Annotated in this window: 14 protein-coding genes and 3 tRNA genes; 13 read left to right on the top strand and 4 right to left on the bottom strand. The window is 60.5% G+C overall.

Annotated elements, in window-relative coordinates:
• Positions 1-228: 228 nt before the first annotated feature.
• Positions 229-1950: a dihydroxy-acid dehydratase gene (gene ilvD, locus ACFX4T_RS01455; protein ID WP_216923895.1), complete on the bottom strand. Its 1722-nt coding sequence runs from the start codon at positions 1948-1950 to the stop codon at positions 229-231.
• Between the two features lie 229 nt (positions 1951-2179).
• Here ilvD and ACFX4T_RS01450 point away from each other — a divergent pair, with 229 nt between their 5' ends.
• The 4 genes from ACFX4T_RS01450 to ACFX4T_RS01435 all read left to right on the top strand — a co-directional run bounded on the left by ACFX4T_RS01450 (position 2180) and on the right by ACFX4T_RS01435 (position 4982).
• A complete protein-coding gene (locus ACFX4T_RS01450) occupies positions 2180-3217 on the top strand; it encodes a hypothetical protein (RefSeq protein ID WP_377650552.1) in 1038 nt (345 codons plus the stop codon).
• A 113-nt stretch (positions 3218-3330) separates the two neighbouring features.
• On the top strand, positions 3331-4521 hold the full coding sequence (locus ACFX4T_RS01445; RefSeq protein ID WP_377650551.1) for a PQQ-dependent sugar dehydrogenase: 1191 nt from the start codon (positions 3331-3333) through the stop codon (positions 4519-4521).
• Positions 4522-4639: 118 nt separating this feature from the next.
• Positions 4640-4715, top strand: a tRNA-Lys gene (locus tag ACFX4T_RS01440).
• Positions 4716-4909: 194 nt separating this feature from the next.
• Positions 4910-4982 (top strand) — tRNA-Lys (locus ACFX4T_RS01435).
• A 151-nt stretch (positions 4983-5133) separates the two neighbouring features.
• On the opposite strand, the gene ACFX4T_RS01430 is transcribed toward ACFX4T_RS01435, so the two are convergent.
• On the bottom strand, positions 5134-5592 hold the full coding sequence (locus ACFX4T_RS01430; RefSeq protein ID WP_254186192.1) for a MarR family winged helix-turn-helix transcriptional regulator: 459 nt from the start codon (positions 5590-5592) through the stop codon (positions 5134-5136).
• Positions 5593-5677: 85 nt separating this feature from the next.
• Here ACFX4T_RS01430 and bcp point away from each other — a divergent pair, with 85 nt between their 5' ends.
• The 7 genes from bcp to ACFX4T_RS01395 all read left to right on the top strand — a co-directional run bounded on the left by bcp (position 5678) and on the right by ACFX4T_RS01395 (position 14744).
• Positions 5678-6151, top strand: coding sequence for a thioredoxin-dependent thiol peroxidase (bcp, locus tag ACFX4T_RS01425; protein WP_216923897.1), 474 nt, complete (start codon positions 5678-5680; stop codon positions 6149-6151).
• 63 nt (positions 6152-6214) lie between these two features.
• Positions 6215-6296: transfer RNA gene (locus tag ACFX4T_RS01420), tRNA-Leu, on the top strand.
• A gap of 176 nt (positions 6297-6472) precedes the next feature.
• Positions 6473-8140 (top strand): ABC transporter substrate-binding protein, encoded by a 1668-nt coding sequence (locus ACFX4T_RS01415; protein ID WP_377650550.1) that lies wholly within the window; start codon positions 6473-6475, stop codon positions 8138-8140.
• Between the two features lie 79 nt (positions 8141-8219).
• Positions 8220-9725, top strand: coding sequence for a malate:quinone oxidoreductase (locus tag ACFX4T_RS01410; protein ID WP_216923898.1), 1506 nt, complete (start codon positions 8220-8222; stop codon positions 9723-9725).
• A 65-nt stretch (positions 9726-9790) separates the two neighbouring features.
• Positions 9791-13006 (top strand): efflux RND transporter permease subunit, encoded by a 3216-nt coding sequence (locus ACFX4T_RS01405; RefSeq protein WP_377650549.1) that lies wholly within the window; start codon positions 9791-9793, stop codon positions 13004-13006.
• 137 nt (positions 13007-13143) lie between these two features.
• Positions 13144-14268, top strand: a complete 1125-nt coding sequence (locus tag ACFX4T_RS01400) for an LLM class flavin-dependent oxidoreductase (protein ID WP_216923900.1) — start codon at positions 13144-13146, stop codon at positions 14266-14268.
• Positions 14268-14744 carry a MarR family winged helix-turn-helix transcriptional regulator gene (locus ACFX4T_RS01395; RefSeq protein ID WP_377650548.1) on the top strand — a complete coding sequence of 159 codons (477 nt, stop codon included), beginning with the start codon at positions 14268-14270 and terminating at the stop codon, positions 14742-14744. Before ACFX4T_RS01400 ends, ACFX4T_RS01395 begins: the two co-directional genes overlap by 1 nt.
• 20 nt (positions 14745-14764) lie before the next feature.
• Here ACFX4T_RS01395 and ACFX4T_RS01390 read toward each other — a convergent pair whose 3' ends face one another.
• Both ACFX4T_RS01390 and ACFX4T_RS01385 read right to left on the bottom strand, forming a co-directional pair.
• Positions 14765-15571 (bottom strand): transglutaminase family protein, encoded by an 807-nt coding sequence (locus ACFX4T_RS01390; RefSeq protein WP_216923902.1) that lies wholly within the window; start codon positions 15569-15571, stop codon positions 14765-14767.
• A 70-nt stretch (positions 15572-15641) separates the two neighbouring features.
• On the bottom strand, positions 15642-16526 hold the full coding sequence (locus tag ACFX4T_RS01385; protein WP_377650547.1) for a hypothetical protein: 885 nt from the start codon (positions 16524-16526) through the stop codon (positions 15642-15644).
• Between the two features lie 62 nt (positions 16527-16588).
• Here ACFX4T_RS01385 and ACFX4T_RS01380 point away from each other — a divergent pair, with 62 nt between their 5' ends.
• Both ACFX4T_RS01380 and ACFX4T_RS01375 read left to right on the top strand, forming a co-directional pair.
• The gene (locus tag ACFX4T_RS01380) at positions 16589-17263 is read left to right on the top strand and encodes a DUF1684 domain-containing protein (RefSeq protein ID WP_377650546.1); all 675 of its coding nucleotides are present in this window, start codon (positions 16589-16591) and stop codon (positions 17261-17263) included.
• 106 nt (positions 17264-17369) lie between these two features.
• Positions 17370-18002: a DM13 domain-containing protein gene (locus ACFX4T_RS01375; RefSeq protein ID WP_377650545.1), complete on the top strand. Its 633-nt coding sequence runs from the start codon at positions 17370-17372 to the stop codon at positions 18000-18002.
• Positions 18003-18079 lie beyond the last annotated feature (77 nt).

Raw genomic sequence — 18079 nt, 5'->3', positions numbered from 1 at the left:
GCCTTTCGGCTTTTCGAGGGGTTGCGCGTGACAGTTCGTTACCAGTCGGGCTAAGCCACGCGCTTGGTAAGTACGACGACGCCGACGGTAACGAATGAGATCATGCGTTCAGTGTTCCCTCTAAGTGAGATACGTGTCAATTGACCACAAGCGTATCTCACCATATGGACAGCCGTGTCCGCCTGCCGGACTCCCCCGGCCCGAGGCAGGCGGAGTCCGGTCGAGGCATCAACCGCAGTAAGCGCCCGTCGAGGCGCTGTGGACCAACTTTGCGTACTTGGCCAGGACACCCTTCGTGAACTTCGCCGGCAGGGGCTCCCAGCCAACCTTGCGGGCTTCAAGCTCAGCTTCGTCCACCAGGAGATCGAATGAACGTGCCGCGATGTCCACACGAATGCGGTCGCCGTCCTGGACGAAGGCGATGGGTCCGCCGTCGACCGCTTCAGGCGCAACGTGGCCGATGCACAGACCGGTGGTACCGCCCGAGAAGCGGCCGTCGGTCAACAGCAGCACGTCCTTGCCCAGGCCAGCTCCCTTGATGGCGCCGGTGATGGCGAGCATTTCGCGCATACCAGGGCCACCCTTAGGTCCTTCATAGCGAATGACTACGACATCGCCCTTGTGGATCTCACCATTGTCCAGTGCGTTCAGGGCCCCTTGCTCGCGCTCGAAGACACGGGCTGTGCCCTCAAAGACGTCGGCGTCGAAGCCTGCGCTCTTTACCACAGCCCCTTCCGGAGCCATCGTGCCGTGGAGGATGGTGATTCCACCGGTCTTGTGGATGGGGTTGTCCAATGCCCGAAGGATCTTGCCGTCAAGGTCCGGCGGGTTGATGGAGGCGAGGTTCTCGGCAAGCGTCTTGCCTGTAACGGTGAGGCAGTCACCGTGCAGCAGCCCGGCGTCGAGAAGCGCTTTCATGATGACCGGCACGCCGCCGATCTTGTCCACATCAGTCATGACGTAGCGACCGAAGGGCTTCAGGTCGCCGAGGTGCGGGATTTTGTCGCCAATGCGGTTGAAGTCATCCAGTGTCAGTTCAACGTCGGCTTCGCGGGCAATGGCGAGCAAGTGCAGAACCGCGTTGGTGGATCCGCCGAACGCCATGGTGACCGCGATGGCATTTTCGAACGCCTTCTTGGTCATGATGTCGCGCGCAGTAATCCCTAGGCGAAGCAGGTTCACCACGGCTTCGCCGGACTTGCGTGCAAAGTCATCGCGACGACGGTCTGCCGAGGGCGGCGCAGCCGAACCCGGGAGTGACATGCCCAGGGCCTCGCCAATGCAGGCCATTGTGTTGGCCGTGTACATACCGCCGCAGGCGCCTTCGCCCGGGCAGATTGCCTTTTCGATACGGTCAAGGTCTTCGCGGCTCATCTTGCCGGCAGCGCAGGCGCCAACGGCCTCGAAGGCATCAATGAGCGTGACTTCCTTCTCCGAGCCGTCCTCGAGCTTGACCCACCCGGGCATGATTGACCCGGCATAGAGGAAGACGGAGGCGAGGTCCAGCCGGGCAGCAGCCATGAGCATGCCGGGAAGGGACTTGTCACAACCAGCCAGGAGAACCGAGCCATCGATGCGCTCGGCTTGCATTACGGTTTCGACGGAATCGGCGATGACCTCACGGGAAACGAGCGAGAAGTGCATGCCCTCGTGGCCCATGGAAATACCGTCCGAGACGGAGATGGTGCCGAACTGCATAGGGAATCCGCCACCGGCGTGGACGCCTTCCTTGGCGCCCTGCGCAAGACGGTTGAGGGAAAGGTTGCAGGGGGTAATTTCATTCCACGAACTGGCCACACCAATTTGCGGTTTGGCGAAGTCGTCATCCCCCATGCCCACTGCACGGAACATGCCACGCGCGGGAGCGGCGTGAATTCCGTCGGTTACGACCCTGCTGCGGGGCTTGATGTCCGGTTTGGTATCTGTCGCAATTTGGGTGGCATCGCTCATGGTCCAAAGTCTATGTGTCCAAGGAAGCGGCCCACGACGTAATCGACCCGGATTAAGCACCAAGAGAAGAATATTTCCTCGGCGCCGGCGGAAAACCCGCCATTTCCACGAAGTCGCCAACTGCATCACAACCAGGCTTGGAAGGCCCCTAAACGCTGGACACCCCATTTGCAGCCACGTAACGTCGGAAATACCACTAACTGCACCCTGTGAGCAGAAGGGCCTCACCATGGACTGGTTGATTTGGGTCATTGTTATTGTGCTGATCGTCGCGATTGTTTGGTGGCTCCTGAGCCGCAACAACGCCAGGAATTCCTCACCTGCATCATCGGGCGCTGCACCTGGCACCGGGGCTCCCGGACGGCCGGGCACTGCCGCGCCAGCTGCCATGGAACCCAGCGACACGATGTCGATGCCCGATACGGCCGCGGCAGTGGCTGGCGTAGCGGGCCTGGCTGGAGTCACGAATATGGGGAAGGCAGCGGCTGAGGGCAGCGGCCCCGTCGAATCAAGTATGGAATCGCGAGTCGAAACCGAAGCTGGACCGCCGGTGGACGAACCTGTCGTGGAAATGCCCGAGGTCGACGAACCAGTGGTCGATGAACCAGTGGTGGACACGGATGCGGTGGACACGGAGGCACAGGTCACTGCCGGGGATGTGGATGACTGGGAGGCTACCGGAACGACGGCATCTCCACCCAGGGCGGCCGAGCCAGCAGTAGCGGCGCCAGTGGTTTCCGAGGCCGCAGTGGCGGAGCCCGTAGTTTCCGAACCAGCGGTTTCCGAACCAGCGGTTTCCGAATCCACTGAGGGAGTGACCGCGGATGATGTAACGCGCGCCGATGACGCGCCCACGGCGGACGAGTCAGCGGCCAACGCCGCAGACGCCAACGCCGCAGATAAGGCTGAGTGGGAATCCTCGTGGACGGATGCAAGCGGCAGTGCGGTCCACCACCACGAATACACCGATCAACACTCGGCCACGCTGGCGGGAGCGGAAACCGCAGCTGCTGAAACGGAGGACGACGATTCAGCTGCACCAACGGGCCATCTCGCCGCCGAGCATCCTTATGGGGTTGGCTCAGCAGGAGCCGCAGCAGACGGCAGCAGCCCCGAGGGCTACCCAGTGAAGGCAGACGCTTCGACCATGACCTATCACGATGAAGATACCGCCGGCTACGCCGAAGCTACGGCGGATGTGTGGTTTGAGTCGGCCGCGCATGCGGAAGCGGCCGGGTTCCGCCCTCCTCCGCGGAACAGGCACTGACCGGCACAGGTAAATTACGGGACAGGTACGGAACCGAAGCCGCATTGACCGGAAGCATCATTGCTCCGCAGAAAAACTGACTCACTTCCGGGAATCGTTCGCAGGAGAGCGATATGGGCAGATATGCAGTAAAAGCTGGCGGCCCACCCGCCACAGGTTTCTGCCGGTTGGTGCCCTCCCAGGCTGCAGTCCTGTTTCTCGCGGCTTTTCTGCTGGCGTCTTGCACGGGTAGTCCGTCGTCGCCAGGTTCCGCGGCCACCCCTGGCGGCTCCATTAGCTCCAGCATCCCCGTGTCGCCAGGGACCGGCACCACCTCCGGGTCGGTACCGCCTGCCGTTCCACAAAAACTGGAGATACAGCAAAAGCTCGACGCCGGCTTGCAGCTTCCGTGGTCCGTCGTCTTCCTGGCGGACGGCACAGCCATCGTGTCAGAACGCGATTCGGCCCAGGTCAAAAGCATCCGTGACGGCCGGACAACCACCATCGGGGAGGTTACCGGCGTCGTGCCTGGTGGTGAAGGTGGGCTTCTGGGCCTTGCCCTGTCTCCTGGCTTCGCCAGTGACCACTGGCTTTACGCCTACTTCACCTCGGCCACCGACAACCGGATCGCCAGAATGCGCTTGTCGGAAGAGCCAAGAGGCACTTTGAGGCTTGGCAGCCCTGAAGTGGTCTTTTCCGGCATATCAAAAGCTTCGACCCATAACGGCGGCCGTATCCGCTTTGGCCCTGACGGATTCCTGTATGTGGGCACCGGCGATTCGCAGCGCCGGGAACAGCCGCAGGATACACACGCCTTGGGCGGAAAGATCCTGCGGCTGACTCCTGAGGGACGCGCCGCTCCGGGCAACCCGTTCGGTGATAACCCTGTCTATAGCTATGGACACCGGAATGTTCAGGGCTTGGCGTGGGACAGCGAAGGAAGGTTGTGGGCCAGCGAGTTTGGTCCGGACGTGGACGACGAACTGAACCTGATTACCCCTGGCGGGAACTATGGTTGGCCCACAGTGACGGGAGCCCCGGGCCGCAGCGGGTTCATTGATGCCAAAGTTGTTTGGCCTTCAACCTCTGACGCGTCGCCCAGCGGATTGGAAATTGTCGACGGCGTGGCCTACACGGGCGCCCTTCGCGGCGAACGGCTTTGGGCCATCCCACTCAACGGCGAGAATGCGGGTTCGCCTGTGGCTTACTTCACAGGTGAGTATGGTCGACTAAGGGACGTCGCCAAGGCTCCCGACGGGACGCTGTGGGTCCTCAGCAACAACAGAAACCCTGATTTTGCGCTGATTTTGAGACCCTCATCGTGAATCAAGATCCCTTGGTACCGCCGATTTCCCTCATCCGCCGAAGTCGTGTAGAGTTACATGTCGTTGCGGAGATCGCCGAGGGAACAAAACCCCCCGGGTTTGGTCGAATTCAACAGCTGCACCTCTAGCTCAACTGGCAGAGCAATTGACTCTTAATCAATGGGTTCCGGGTTCGAGTCCCGGGGGGTGCACCAAAGGAAGGCCTTGGAGTGATATTCACTCCAAGGCCTTTTTTCATTACTTCATTGCGCCCGGACACTACTCATCGTGGAATGCATCACGCCGGGATGATGCTGGTTAGCGGCGGGCAAAATGTGGTGTAGAGTTATCTGTCGTTGCGGACGTCAATGGAGAATATGACTCCTTCGTATTGACCGAAACAATAGCTGCACCTCTAGCTCAACTGGCAGAGCAATTGACTCTTAATCAATGGGTTCCGGGTTCGAGTCCCGGGGGGTGCACAGAATAGTAAAGGCTCCGGATCGTTGCTACGATCCGGAGCCTTTACTGCTTCCTGTGGTCTTTTCTGCTTTCCCATGCCCGGAAATTTCTTTACCGGCGTGGGTCAGCGGATAAGTCACGTTCAATTGGCCTCGTTCGGGCGGGTCGGCCTCAAAGCTGTGGGTTGGCATCCCCCGCCGAGCCGTCAAGCGCGGGTATTCCGGCAAGGCCCCGGACGACGATCTTGAGTTCGTCGCGCAGCCGGGCGGTATCGACCTCAACCAAGGCGAGCACGTCCTGCTCAAGCCGCACCGCTTCGGCCAAAGCTGCAGAGCCGGCGTCGGTGAGCGTCACAACGTGACTGCGGCGATCCGAGTCGCTGCGCTGACGACTGACATGCCCGTGCAGCTCAAGCCTTGCAAGAGTAGTGCCCATGGTCTGCGCTTTGACCCTGGCAACTTCAGCCAAAGCAGCCTGCGTAATGGGCCCTTTCGCAGCAAGGACTTCCATGGCGATCACGCCGGCATGCGTCAGTCCGATGTTCTTCAATTTTTCATTCCATGAGATTTCCACGAGCCGCGCAGCCGTTGAAAGCAATCGCGTGGTGGGCCATCTCTCCATATCTGGCATGCCGACAGTATATGCGCGCGGAAGCTGCTGCCGTTGCTTCTGGCCACTAAGCTGGGGAGTCGCGAACGTTAGCAAGGAGCAAATTATGGCGGAACGTCTTATTCCCGGCGATGTAGCCCCGGACTTCACACTTCAAGACCAAGATGGCAACGACGTCAGTCTTTCCGACTTCCGTGGACGGAAGGTCATTGTCTACTTTTATCCGGCAGCATCTACGCCCGGCTGCACCAAGGAGGCCTGTGATTTCAGGGACAACCTCGCATCCCTCCAGACTTCTGGTTATGAAGTTGTGGGAGTCTCTCCAGATTCCGTGAAAGCACTTGCCAGGTTCGCGGGGGAAGAACAGCTGACGTTCCGCATACTCTCGGACGCAGAGCATTCGGTGGCCGATGCCTATGGCGCCTGGGGCGAGAAAAAGAATTATGGCCGCACCTACATGGGCCTCATCCGTTCCACCATCGTGGTGGATCCGGACGGAAAGGTCGGCTTGGCCCAGTACAACGTCCGAGCCACGGGGCACGTCGCCAAGCTTCGTCGCGACCTCAAACTCGACAAGTAGCGGGTACACTGGAGGCCGGAAGAAGGCTCCGGTCAGCCCATTGGGCAGTCCAGTGGCCGGCCAGCGCGAGTGGTGAAATTGGCAGACACGCAGGATTTAGGTTCCTGTGCCTTCGGGCGTGGGGGTTCAAGTCCCCCCTTGCGCACACAGTTACCCCCGGTTCGATGAGCATTTCATTCGGACCGGGGGTGTTCTTTCCTCAAGCAGACGGGGACCATGCCCGCAACGCGCCTGAACCGGCACCGGGGGCGTTCAACTAGACTGGAATGCGGTCTGGCCGAAGCCGGCCACAGCACTTCCGACCGGCTTGAGGGGACAAGAGTGGCAAGCAGCATGATACGGCGGCTGGGAATACTGTTCACGGCAGTCTTCGTGATTTTGGGACTGGCATCATGTACCGGAACGCCGGGACCCGCGGCCTCATCGTCGGCAAGCAGCACGGCAGTCGCGGAGCCGACGGCTACCTTTAATTTCGGTACAGCATCCATGCCGTTGGGCCTCGACCCTGCAATGACAGCAGACTCGGAGTCATATCGCGTGACCCGCCAGGTCCTTGAGGGACTTGTAGGCGTCGACGGCACCACCGGGCAGACTACCCCCCTGCTCGCCACGGAATGGAAAGACAGCAACAACGGGCTGAGCTACGACTTCAAGCTCCGTGAAAAAGTAACCTTCCATGATGGAACGCCGTTCGATGCCGCTGCCGTTTGCGCCAACTTCAACCGCTGGTTCACGTTCCCCGCCGACCTGAGGAAACAAGCGCCAGGAATCTCGTTCCAAAGCGTCTTCAAGGCATATTCAGACGAGCCAGTGTTTTCGATCTTCAAGGACTGCAAGGTTGTTTCCGCCAGCAACGTACAGATCAACCTCACCCGGCCCTTCACAGGTTTCCTGCAGGCCCTGACGCTGCCGGCCTTTGCGATCTCCTCCCCCACCGCCTTGGAAAGGCAGAAGGCCAACGTCCTGGACAAGGTGCAAAATGGCCAGGCGGTGTCCGCCTACGCCGGCCATCCGGTGGGGACAGGTCCTTACGTATTCACTGCCTGGGACGAACACAAGATCACGCTGACCAGCTACAAGGGCTACTGGGGCAACAGGGGCCAAATCGGCGTTATCAACTTCATCCCTTATGACCACGCCGAAACGCGCCAGCAAGCGCTCCTGGACGGCAAGATCGACGCCTACGATCTAGTGACGTCCGGAACCTTTGATCAACTGGTAAAAAAGGGTGTCCAGATCATCCAGCGTGACCCGTTCTCGGTGATGTACCTCGGCATGAACCAAGCGGTTGCACCTTTGGACAAGCTGGAAGTCCGCCAGGCCATCGAGATGGCTATTGACAAAGAATCGCTTATCCGCAGGTTCTTCATAGACAACACGGCGCAAGCTTCACAATTTGTTCCCCCGAAGCTCAGTGGTTTCAACAACAATGCCCCATCTTTGGGATACAACCCGGAGAAGGCGAAGGAGCTTCTGGAGAAGGCCGGCTACAAAGGCGAGGAACTGAAGTTCTACTATCCGCTGAACGCCACGCGGGCCTACATGCCCACGCCAGAGAAGATCTATGCCGAGATCAGCCGGCAGCTGGTAGCCGTCGGCATCAATATCAAGCCGGTTCCCGTGGACTGGGAGGACGGCTATCTCCAAAAAGTGCAGTCCCCTGGCGATCACGCCCTGCACCTCCTGGGATGGAATGGCTCCTATGCGGATGCTGACAACTTCCTGGGCCCGCTTTTCGGCGAGGCCAGGGGTGAGTTCGGTTATACGGATTCGGAAGTTTTCCACAAGATCGAGCGGGCCCGCGCCCTGCCCGACGGCGATGACCGCAACACCCAGTACCAGGCCATCAATGCCGAGATAGCGGCGTCAGTACCGGCCGTGCCCATAGCCTTCCCTATCTCTGCGCTTGCCCTGTCCGACAAGGTGGAAAGCTATCCCGCTTCACCCGTCCTCAACGAAGTTTTCACAAACGTCCGCTTAAAGCCTTGACGATTCCCTGTAATTTCAGTATTGCGTCTGCCCGGGGATATTCTGTGACAGCCAGTGCCGCCGCTAACGGAGATTGATCGTGACCTTCATTTCCAAGACTCAACATGCCGACGTCGTCCTTATTGGCGGCGGAATCATGAGTGCCACCCTTGGTGCGTTCATCAAGCAACTCGAACCCACCTGGACCATCTCCCTCTTTGAACGACTCGATGAAGCGGGACTCGAAAGCTCCGGACCATGGAACAACGCCGGCACCGGACATGCTGCGCTGTGTGAGCTTAACTACTCCCCCGCGGCCAAGGACGGCTCCGTGGATCCTTCCAAGGCCATCCACATCAATGAGCAGTTCCAACTTTCGCGCCAGTTCTGGTCCCATCTAGTGGACAGCAATGTCATTGGCTCCCCCAAGGGCTTCATCAACACTGTTCCGCACATGAGCTTTGTCATCGGCGAGGACCACGCGAACTTCCTGAAGACCCGGTACGAGGCCCTCAAGCCCAACACGCTGTTCCGCAGCATGGAATACACCGAGGACCAGGACAAGATCGCCAAGTGGGCGCCCCTTATCGTCAAGGGCCGGGACCGCAAGCAGCGCGTTGCCGCTACCCGTGCGGCGGAAGGCACCGACGTCGATTTCGGCGCACTGACCCGTGAACTGACCGGCTACTTGCGGAACACCGGCGCCGAAGTCAACTTTGGTCACGACGTCACCAACATCCATCGTGCATCAGGTGGCGGTTGGGATCTTTCCCTCAAACACCCAAAATCAGGTGAACACGGCCGCATCCACGCCAAGTTCGTCTTCGTGGGCGCCGGTGGTGGCGCGCTCCACCTGCTTCAAGCCTCAGGCATCCCGGAAAGCAAGGGCTATGGCGGATTCCCCGTCTCCGGCCAGTTCTTCCGCTGCACAGACCAGTCCATCACCTCGCAGCACAGCGCCAAGGTCTATGGCCAGGCGTCCGTTGGCGCCCCACCCATGTCCGTCCCCCACTTGGATACCCGGTTCGTTGATGGCAAGCGTTCCCTCCTCTTTGGGCCGTACGCTGGTTTCTCCACGAACTTCCTGAAGACCTCCAGCTACCTGGACCTCCCGCTGTCCATCCGCCCGGGGAATATTATTCCGATGCTGGCAGTGGCCAAGGACAATATGGACCTCACTGCGTACCTCATTAAAGAGGTGGCCAAGCGCCACGAGGCCAAGGTGGAATCCCTGCGTGAGTACTATCCCGAGGCCGTCGGCGGTGATTGGGAGCTGATCACTGCAGGCCAACGCGTCCAGATCATCAAGAAGCACCCACAAAAGGGCGGCGTCCTGCAGTTCGGCACCGAAGTCATTGCCTCCCGCGATGGATCCATCGGTGCGCTGCTGGGCGCATCTCCGGGAGCCTCCACTGCTGTTCCGATCATGATTGAACTGCTGCAGAAGACGTTCCCCAAGAACTTCAAGGGTTGGCAGTCCAAGCTCAAAGACATGATGCCCGGCTACGGCGTGAAGCTTAACGAGAACCCTGAGCTTGCCGCCGAGCTTGAAGCGAGCACTGCACGGTCGCTGCAACTGGAAGTGGCCAACGCCCTCCAAAGCTAGGCCATCCGGAGCTGCGGCCGGTTACCGTCAGCCGAATTATTCCGTAGATCCCAGGAGACTATGCAATGTTCCGCCTGGCCACGCTGTCCCTGGGAAACCGGGCCCTGATCGCGCTGATCACCGTCTTTGCGGCGGTGTTCGGCGTGATCACCATGGGCTCGCTCAAGCAGGAACTCATTCCGTCCATCGAGTTCCCGCAGATCACCGTCATTACCTCGATGCCCGGCGCTTCTCCCGAAGTGGTCGACAAACAACTGAGCAGGCCCCTTGAGACGGCCCTGAACAGCGTCGAGGGACTTGAGTCCACCACCTCCACATCCCGCAATGGTGTTTCGCAGATCACCATGGTGTTCACGTACGGCTCGAACCTTGATCGTGCACGGAATCAGATCGACCGCGCGATTTCCAACGCCAAACGCGTTCTTCCGGCCGACGTCGAACCTCAATCCATTGCCGGCAACATCAGTGACTTCCCCATCGTGTTCCTGGCTGTCTCCTCGGACAAACCGCTCAGCGAACTCAATGCCGACCTCCAGCGCTTGAGCGTTCCCCGACTGCAAAAGATCGACGGCGTGCGTGGCGCCGATCTGACTGGCGGCTCCAAGCAGCACATCCTGATCCAGCCCCGCACTGCCGATCTGGTGGCGAAGGGTGCGTCCATCCAGTCGATCAGCAGCGCACTGAAGAACAACGGCACGCTGGTTCCTGTGGGAACCATAGAGGACCAGGGCAAAACCCTGTCCCTGCAACTCGGCAGCCCGGTTGATTCCCTCGACGTCATTAAGGGCTTGCCGATATCGGGTGCCAAGGATGCCGCCACCATCGGAACTGTGGCTGACGTCAGCATCGAGGACGACCCCGCCACGTCCATCACGCGCACAAATGGCAAGCCAACGCTGGCGCTGTCAGTCACCAAGAAGCCCGAAGGCGACACCGTGGCGATTTCGCACGCGGTGCGGGATGCACTTGCGCCGATGGAAGCAGAGTTGGGGAACAACGCTGCGTTCACGCCCGTCTTCGACCAAGCTCCCTTCATAGAGAAGTCCATCAAGGACCTCACTACCGAAGGGCTCCTTGGCCTGGGCTTTGCTGTCGCTGTCATCCTCGTCTTCCTTATGTCCGTTCGGTCCACGTTGGTTACCGCGGTATCGATCCCGCTTTCCCTCTTGATCACGTTCATTGGCATTTCCGCCACGGGCTACTCGCTGAACATCCTCACTCTCGGTGCGCTCACCATCGCCATCGGCCGCGTCGTTGATGATTCGATCGTGGTGATTGAGAACATCAAGCGGCACTTGAGTTATGGCGAGCACAAGCTGGCTGCCATCCTGACCTCCATCCGGGAAGTTGCCGGCGCTATCACTGCATCCACCCTGACCACAGTGGCTGTCTTCCTGCCCATCGCGTTTGTGGGTGACCTGGCAGGCGAGTTGTTCCGGCCCTTTGCCCTGACGGTAACCATCGCCCTGTTGTCATCGTTGCTGGTTTCCCTCACGATCGTTCCCGTCCTGGCTTACTGGTTCCTTCCCTCGCCGCGCAAAGATGCCGAAGCGTCAATGACGCGCAACGAGGCTGCGGCGAAGGCCCGGGAGGCCGAGCAGCGTAGCCGGCTCCAGCGAGGCTATTTGCCTATCCTCGCGAAGACGCAGAAGCACCCCGTCCTTACCCTGTCTGCGGCGGCCTTGGTGCTGGTGGCGACGGTCGCGGTATCGCCGCTACTTGCCACGGACCTGCTGGGGAGATCCGGCGAGAACAGCATGACAGTGCGCCAGGTTCTTCCGGCCGGAACGAGCCTGGAGGCCACCAGCGATGAAGCCACCAAGGTGGAGGACATGCTTCGTGGCATGGATGGCATCAAAGACGTCCAAGTGACGTCCGGTAACGCCCAGTCCGGTTTCGCCGCGCTAACGTCCACTGGCTCCTCCAACTCGACCTTCACAATCGTTACGGACGAGAAAGCGAACCAGAAGAAGCTTCAGGATGATGTCCGCTCCAAGCTCCAGGGTGCGGCGGGCAAGATCAGTGTGGGTTCCCAGCAGGGCGGATTTGGCACATCATCCACGGTGGACATCACCATCAAAGCCGCCAATGCCGCTGATCTCCAGTCTGCAAGTGACGCCATGGTCAAGGCGATGCAGGACGTACCCGGCAGCACCGAGGTGTCCACCAACCTTTCGGCGAACCAGTCCGTGGTCCAAGTGCGCGTGGATCGCGCGAAGGCAGTGGCCGCCGGACTTACGGAGGAGCAAGTGGGGGCTTTCCTGGCGTCGACCGTCAGCCCGGTCCCCGCAGGTACGGTACGCATCGAGACCAACGACTACCCCGTCCAGATTGGAAAGGGAACACGCTTCACCAGCATCACCGCGGTGCGTGCACTGCCACTCCCGACGGCGCGTGGTCCTGTGACGCTGGAGAGTATCGCCACCGTCGAACAAGTCGACACGCCTGTGTCCATCACGAGCAGCAACGGCCAGCGGACCGCGAAAGTAACAGTGACGCCGTCGGGGTCCAATTTGGGCAGCGTCAGCACCGAAGTGCAGAAGCGGTTGGCGTCCGTTGAGTTGCCTGCTGGCGTAACAGCTGCCATTGGTGGTGCCACGACGCAGCAAGCCGAATCCTTCCGTCAGCTTGGCTTGGCGCTTCTGGCCGCGATCGCGATCGTCTACGTGATTATGGTGGCTGCCTTCAAATCGTTGGTGCAGCCGTTGATCCTCCTGGTTTCTGTTCCCTTCGCCGCGACAGGCGCTGTGGGCTTGCTCTTGGCTACGGGCGTTCCTCTGGGGCTGCCATCGCTCATTGGCATGCTGATGCTGGTTGGCATCGTGGTCACTAACGCAATCGTGCTGATCGACCTCATCAACCAGTACCGCAAACCCCACAACGGCACGCCGGGCATGAGCGTGGCCGATGCCATTACCCACGGCGCCCGTCAGCGCCTGCGGCCCATCCTGATGACGGCATTGGCAACAGTGTTCGCGCTGACTCCCATGGCCCTGGGCCTCACTGGTGGCGGTGGTTTCATTTCGCAACCGCTGGCAATCGTCGTGATCGGCGGCCTGGTGTCCTCGACGGCGCTGACACTCATCCTGGTCCCCGTCCTATACAAGTTGGTAGAGGGACGCCGGGAGAAAAAGCAACTCCTGAAGGAATTGCAACACCGTCCCGAAGTCACACCCGGTATGGGAAATGGCGGGAACAGCAAGGACGACTTCGCCGATTGGACCACCGGCATGGTGCCCCGGATTACGGGACGCCGGGCGGCTAACAACCCCGCGGAGTAGAGCCGCATCAGCAGCCAACGGGGCCGGGAACAATTCGCGGCCCTGCCCTGTTACAGGCAGTGATACATGCAAATGCATCTAGTTTGAGATACACTGCTTACAGAGCCCGGGACCACGGGCAGGGAGAAAGGCACATCATGCAGATCGGCGTATTCAGCGTCAGTGACATCACCACTGACCCCACCACGGGCCGCACGCCCACGGAGAACGAACGCATCAAGGCTTCCGTTGCCATCGCCAAAAAGGTCGAAGAAATCGGCATGGATGTCTACGCCATTGGCGAGCACCACAACCGGCCCTTCTTCTCCTCCTCCCCCACCACTACCCTGGCCTACATCGCAGCCCAGACCGAGCGCATCACGTTGTCCACGGCCACAACCCTGATCACCACCAATGATCCGGTCAAGATCGCCGAGGACTTCGCGATGCTGCAGCATCTCTCCGATGGCAGGGTTGACTTGGTGCTTGGGCGCGGGAACACAGCGCCTGTGTACCCCTGGTTCGGAAAGAACATCCAGGACGGGATCGAGCTCGCGATCGAAAACTACAGCCTGCTCCGCAAGCTGTGGGACGAAGATACGGTCAATTGGTCGGGCAAGTTCCGCACACCCCTGCAGAACTTCACGTCTACACCGCGTCCCTTGGACGGCGTTGCCCCGTTCGTCTGGCACGGGTCCATCCGCACGCCGCAGATCGCCGAGGTAGCCGCCTACTACGGTGACGGTTTCTTCGCCAACAACATCTTCTGGCCCAAGGAGCACTACCAGCAGTTGATCGGCCTTTACCGCGAGCGCTACGAGCACTATGGGCACGGCACGGCCGATCAGGCAATCGTGGGCCTGGGTGGCCAGTTCTTCATGAGGAAGAACTCCCAGGACGCCGTCAAGGAGTTCCGCCCGTACTTCGACAACGCACCGGTGTACGGTCACGGTCCTTCCTTGGAGGACTTCACCTCCCAGACTCCCCTGACCGTGGGCAGTCCGCAGGAAGTCATCGAGAAGACGCTCACCTTCCGTGAGTTCTTTGGCGACTACCAGCGGCAGTTGTTCCTGATCGATCACGCAGGCTTGCCCCTGAAGACCGTACTGGAGCAGCTTGACCTCTTCGGCGAGGAAGTCCTTCCCGTGCTTCGCAAGGAATATGCTGCCTTGAAGCCGGCCAACGTTCCGGACGCGCCTACCCACGCTTCCCGCGTTGCTGCGGCCATGGAGGCAAGCGTCAACGAGTCCGCTCCAGCTGGAGCCCAGGGTCAGGAGGCCTGATGTCCAGCCCTTCGGCGTCCTCCGCCGTTCGCCTCGCCGCCGAGACCTGGGAGTCGCTCTTCCGCTCCCAGGTGGCGGTGATGCGGAAACTTCAATCAGGTCCGGCGTTCAAGTCCCTGCCCGTCAAGGAGTATGACGTCCTGTTCACGCTCTCGCGATGCCCTTCCGGACAGCTGCGGTTGAACGAGATCAATGACAAAGTGCTGTTGAGCCAGTCCAGCCTGAGCCGTTTGGTGGACCGTCTGGAGAAGCGCGGTTTGGTGGAACGGACAACAGCGCCCGACGACGGCCGTGGAGTGCTGCTGTCCCTGACCGAATCAGGCAGCGAGTTGCAGAAAACGATTGGTCGGGAACACGTGCGTGACATTGCCCAACTCGTCGGGCCTGCGCTTACTGTGGAGGAGCAGCGCGAGCTGTTGCGGCTTACGGAAAAGCTGCGGGCCTCGGTGGCAGGACACCAGTCAACGCACGGTTAGGCCTGCCGCTCTCCGCGATCTCAGCGCAGGCGTACGAGCTGCCGTGGATCCTCCATTGGGAGCTCACCGTTGACTGATGCGCTGACTTTGAGGGTCTTCAGCGACAGGCTGCCACCCACCGTGGACAAGAAGGCTGTATCTGAAGAATCCCTTCCTGCCGTGATGCGAAGCATGGACTCGCGGGGCGCCAGCCCAGTGGGATCGATGATGTGCCATTCACCTTCGATGTACGCCTCCGCCACAGCGTGGAAGTCCATGGGGCTCAGACCTGGTGCGTACACGGCCGCGAGGCGGGCGGGGACATCCTTGGACCTGAGCAGGGCAATGGCCAAATGGGCGAAGTCACGGCATACACCGCGGCGGTGGAGAAGCGTCTCCACCGCCCCGTCGGTTCCCCGCGAGGATCCACTGACGTAGCGCAGCTCTCCATTGACCCAATCGCGGACAGCGTGGAGCAGTTCGGCCCCGCCAAGGCTGCCGAACTCGGCGTAAGAGGTGGGCAGCAACCGATCAGATTCGGCGTAGCGGCTAGGCCGGACGTACCGGATGAGTTCCATTGGAGAGGGTGTGTCCCGGTCTGCGAAGCCATGGACACTTGCTTGGTAGTCAACCGTCACTTCGCTGGGCTCCGCGAATTCCATGTATTGGAAGCGGCCCCCGTGATTGTCGCTGAGTTCAGCAAAGGGAATCTCGTTCCCATCCACAGTGATGGAAAGTGTTTCCGTCACTGACTCGTACCCCGGATTGTTGGCCACGGCGATGGCCATGGCCACTTTCGTGTTGGCTACAGTCTTGAAAACGAGCTTGGCAGCAACGTTGCGTTCCATTGATCTCCGGGGTGGGTTGCGGCGGGACAGCCCCCGATGCCGCCGTTGTATGGATCAGCCAACCGCAGGACTACAGATTGACCTTCAGAGACAGTAGCATCCGTTGGACGTTGGCGAATTCAGAATCATGGGCGACGTACTTCGCGGCCAGGTCCAACGTGTCAAAAGTCTTTGCCGGGGCTACTTTTTCATCGGCGGCGAAGGCATGGACCGCTGCGACATCCCCGAAAGAGTAGTCGCCCTTGCCGGAAGGTCCCTGAACACGGTTCCTCAGTTCGCAGGCCTGGCCGTCGGCGCCAGCCACCATGTTGGTTATGCCATAGGATCCGAAGAATTTGTAGCCTTGGATCACGCGGAAAACGACGCGGGGATCGATGGTGTCCGGACCATCGGAGTGTGGAACATCCAGTGGCACGCTGCTGATAACAATGTACGGATGGCTTTGGCCAGTGGGGCAAGCGATTGGCCCTGCAGGTGGCAGGCCTGTCTGCAGGGTAGCGATGTATCGGCCCCCGCCATCTTTCACTTCGACCTTCAGGGCACCTGGCAGTGAACCAGCTTCAGCCGTGACCGACTGGGCAATCCAATCGCCAGGGAGTTCGAAACTGACCTTTTTGGCGGGGTCCGTGTAGGTCTTCCAGGTCAAGGCCGTGGCTGCCGGGCTCGGGTCAGAGCTGGATGCAGCACCTGAGCCGGGCGTCGAAGACGGCGAACTGGAGACGGCGTCTCCTGACGGCGTCGTACTCTTCGACCCGGCGTCCGGGGACGGGAGGCCCGACTCTGAACTGTTGGGATGGGAGTCGGAAGTCTGGGAAACCTGTGGCCCCTTGTTTTCAGTGGAACAGGCCGCGGTAGTCGCAAGCAGGACCGCACCCAGTACCAATGCGCCTAGCCGAAGCTTCGCCGTCATGCTGTTCGGGTGGACAGTGCCGTTCGGGTGGACAGTGCCGTTCATGCGCACAGCTTATCGGCGGGTAAGGTCCGACACGGGATTTGACGGCGTACTAGGCTGAAGACATGGCTCCCGATCAGCATGACGCATTCGAGGACAACATGCCCAACATGTCCGCCGTTGACGTTGCGGATTGGCGGCTTCGGACCTTCGCCCTCTATGACCAAGTACGGCAGCTGGCGGCCACGGATCCGTTCGATGCACACAACTATTGGCGCCAGGAGCGCGACCGGATGTTTGCTACCCATCCCGCGTCCGCCCTGACAGCAGAGATGAAAGCATCCTTCTCCGGGTTGCGCACGGCCGACTACGATCCCGCCTTCCGGATGTACGTTCCCTTGTCACCGGAGGGCACTGGACAGGAAATGAACGTTGAAACAGGGACCGACGGCGTAGTTCCGTTCGTGAGGATTGGAACCTTTGAGTTGCCGGGACTCGGATCCCTGGCCGTTTGGCGGCTGCGAAGCTACGGCGGCGGCATCTTTGTGCCTTTGCGCGACGCTACCGCCGGCAAAGAGGGCGGAAGCTACGGCGCCGGAAGATACCTTTTGGACACAGTGAAGGGCGCGTACCACGGTGTTCGCCGCATCGATGAACAGGAGGAGTTCATCGTGGACTTAAACTTCGCCTACAACCCCTCCTGCGCGTACAACGAAGCCTGGGCGTGCCCCCTTGCCGGACCGGCCAACCGGCTCGCAGCCGAGGTACCAGTGGGTGAGCTGTATTTGGGAGAAGGCTAACGCCACCTGAAGCCAGGCGCCCTGCCGTGTCCAACGGCGGCACAGCGTCACGGAACCGTAAGTTCCGGAACCCCCGCGACAGACCGTAAAAGCCTAGCCTTGGAGCATGAACAGAATCGGGCGGATGATCCGTGCCCACAAGATCCTTGCCACCACAGTGGGCGTGGCGGTCGTGGTCCTGGTCATCGCAGGGGCCGCGCTGTTCCAGCCCTGGCGGCTGTTCACGAGCAGTAGCGTGAACGAGGCCCTGCCGTTCGCTCCTCCCGCCTCAACATCGGCGTTCCCTTCCACTGCACCGACTTCCGATGCACAGACTTCTGATGCGCCAACTTCTGATGCACAGGCCAGCGGCTCGCCAGCCCCCACCACGTCTGCCTCAACCCCGGCAGCCAAAACCGATCCTGTGGTGCTGGGCTTCGGCAATTTCCAATCCCAGGAGCATCAGACTTCTGGTACTGCACAGCTCTTGAAACTGCCCGATGGCTCCCGTGTGCTGAGGTTGGAAAACCTGGCCAGCAGCGATGGCCCTGACGTCAAGGTCTGGCTCAGCAGCCTTGAAGCAGGTGGCGATTGGTACAAGTACCGCTCGGGTCGGTATGTGGACCTCGGCCCGATCAAGGCCACGCACGGCAACCAGAACTATGTCATCCCCTCTGGAGTGGACCTCTCCGGCCTGTCATCGGTAGTGCTCTGGTGTGACCGTTTCAGCGTCGCTTTCGGATCGGCGCAGCTTGCCTGACGCCATGCGGGGCCGCGTCTGCGCACTTACGTGGGGTCTTAGGGCGTAAAGCGAGCCCCACAACATGTTGCAGGACG

Origin of the sequence: Paenarthrobacter sp. YIM B13468, assembly GCF_042788025.1 — a bacterium.
GTDB lineage: Bacteria > Actinomycetota > Actinomycetes > Actinomycetales > Micrococcaceae > Arthrobacter > Arthrobacter aromaticivorans.
This window is presented reverse-complemented; position numbering and strand designations above follow the sequence as displayed.

Bases quoted from the DNA above. Each gene is read 5' to 3' on its own strand.
- ilvD (WP_216923895.1), bottom strand. From the start codon at position 1,950: ATGAGCGATGCCACCCAAATTGCGACAGATACCAAACCGGACATCAAG.
- ACFX4T_RS01450 (WP_377650552.1), top strand. From the start codon at position 2,180: ATGGACTGGTTGATTTGGGTCATTGTTATTGTGCTGATCGTCGCGATT.
- ACFX4T_RS01445 (WP_377650551.1), top strand. From the start codon at position 3,331: ATGGGCAGATATGCAGTAAAAGCTGGCGGCCCACCCGCCACAGGTTTC.
- ACFX4T_RS01430 (WP_254186192.1), bottom strand. From the start codon at position 5,592: ATGCCAGATATGGAGAGATGGCCCACCACGCGATTGCTTTCAACGGCT.
- bcp (WP_216923897.1), top strand. From the start codon at position 5,678: ATGGCGGAACGTCTTATTCCCGGCGATGTAGCCCCGGACTTCACACTT.
- ACFX4T_RS01405 (WP_377650549.1), top strand. From the start codon at position 9,791: ATGTTCCGCCTGGCCACGCTGTCCCTGGGAAACCGGGCCCTGATCGCG.
- ACFX4T_RS01400 (WP_216923900.1), top strand. From the start codon at position 13,144: ATGCAGATCGGCGTATTCAGCGTCAGTGACATCACCACTGACCCCACC.
- ACFX4T_RS01395 (WP_377650548.1), top strand. From the start codon at position 14,268: ATGTCCAGCCCTTCGGCGTCCTCCGCCGTTCGCCTCGCCGCCGAGACC.
- ACFX4T_RS01390 (WP_216923902.1), bottom strand. From the start codon at position 15,571: ATGGAACGCAACGTTGCTGCCAAGCTCGTTTTCAAGACTGTAGCCAAC.
- ACFX4T_RS01385 (WP_377650547.1), bottom strand. From the start codon at position 16,526: ATGAACGGCACTGTCCACCCGAACGGCACTGTCCACCCGAACAGCATG.
- ACFX4T_RS01380 (WP_377650546.1), top strand. From the start codon at position 16,589: ATGGCTCCCGATCAGCATGACGCATTCGAGGACAACATGCCCAACATG.
- ACFX4T_RS01375 (WP_377650545.1), top strand. From the start codon at position 17,370: ATGAACAGAATCGGGCGGATGATCCGTGCCCACAAGATCCTTGCCACC.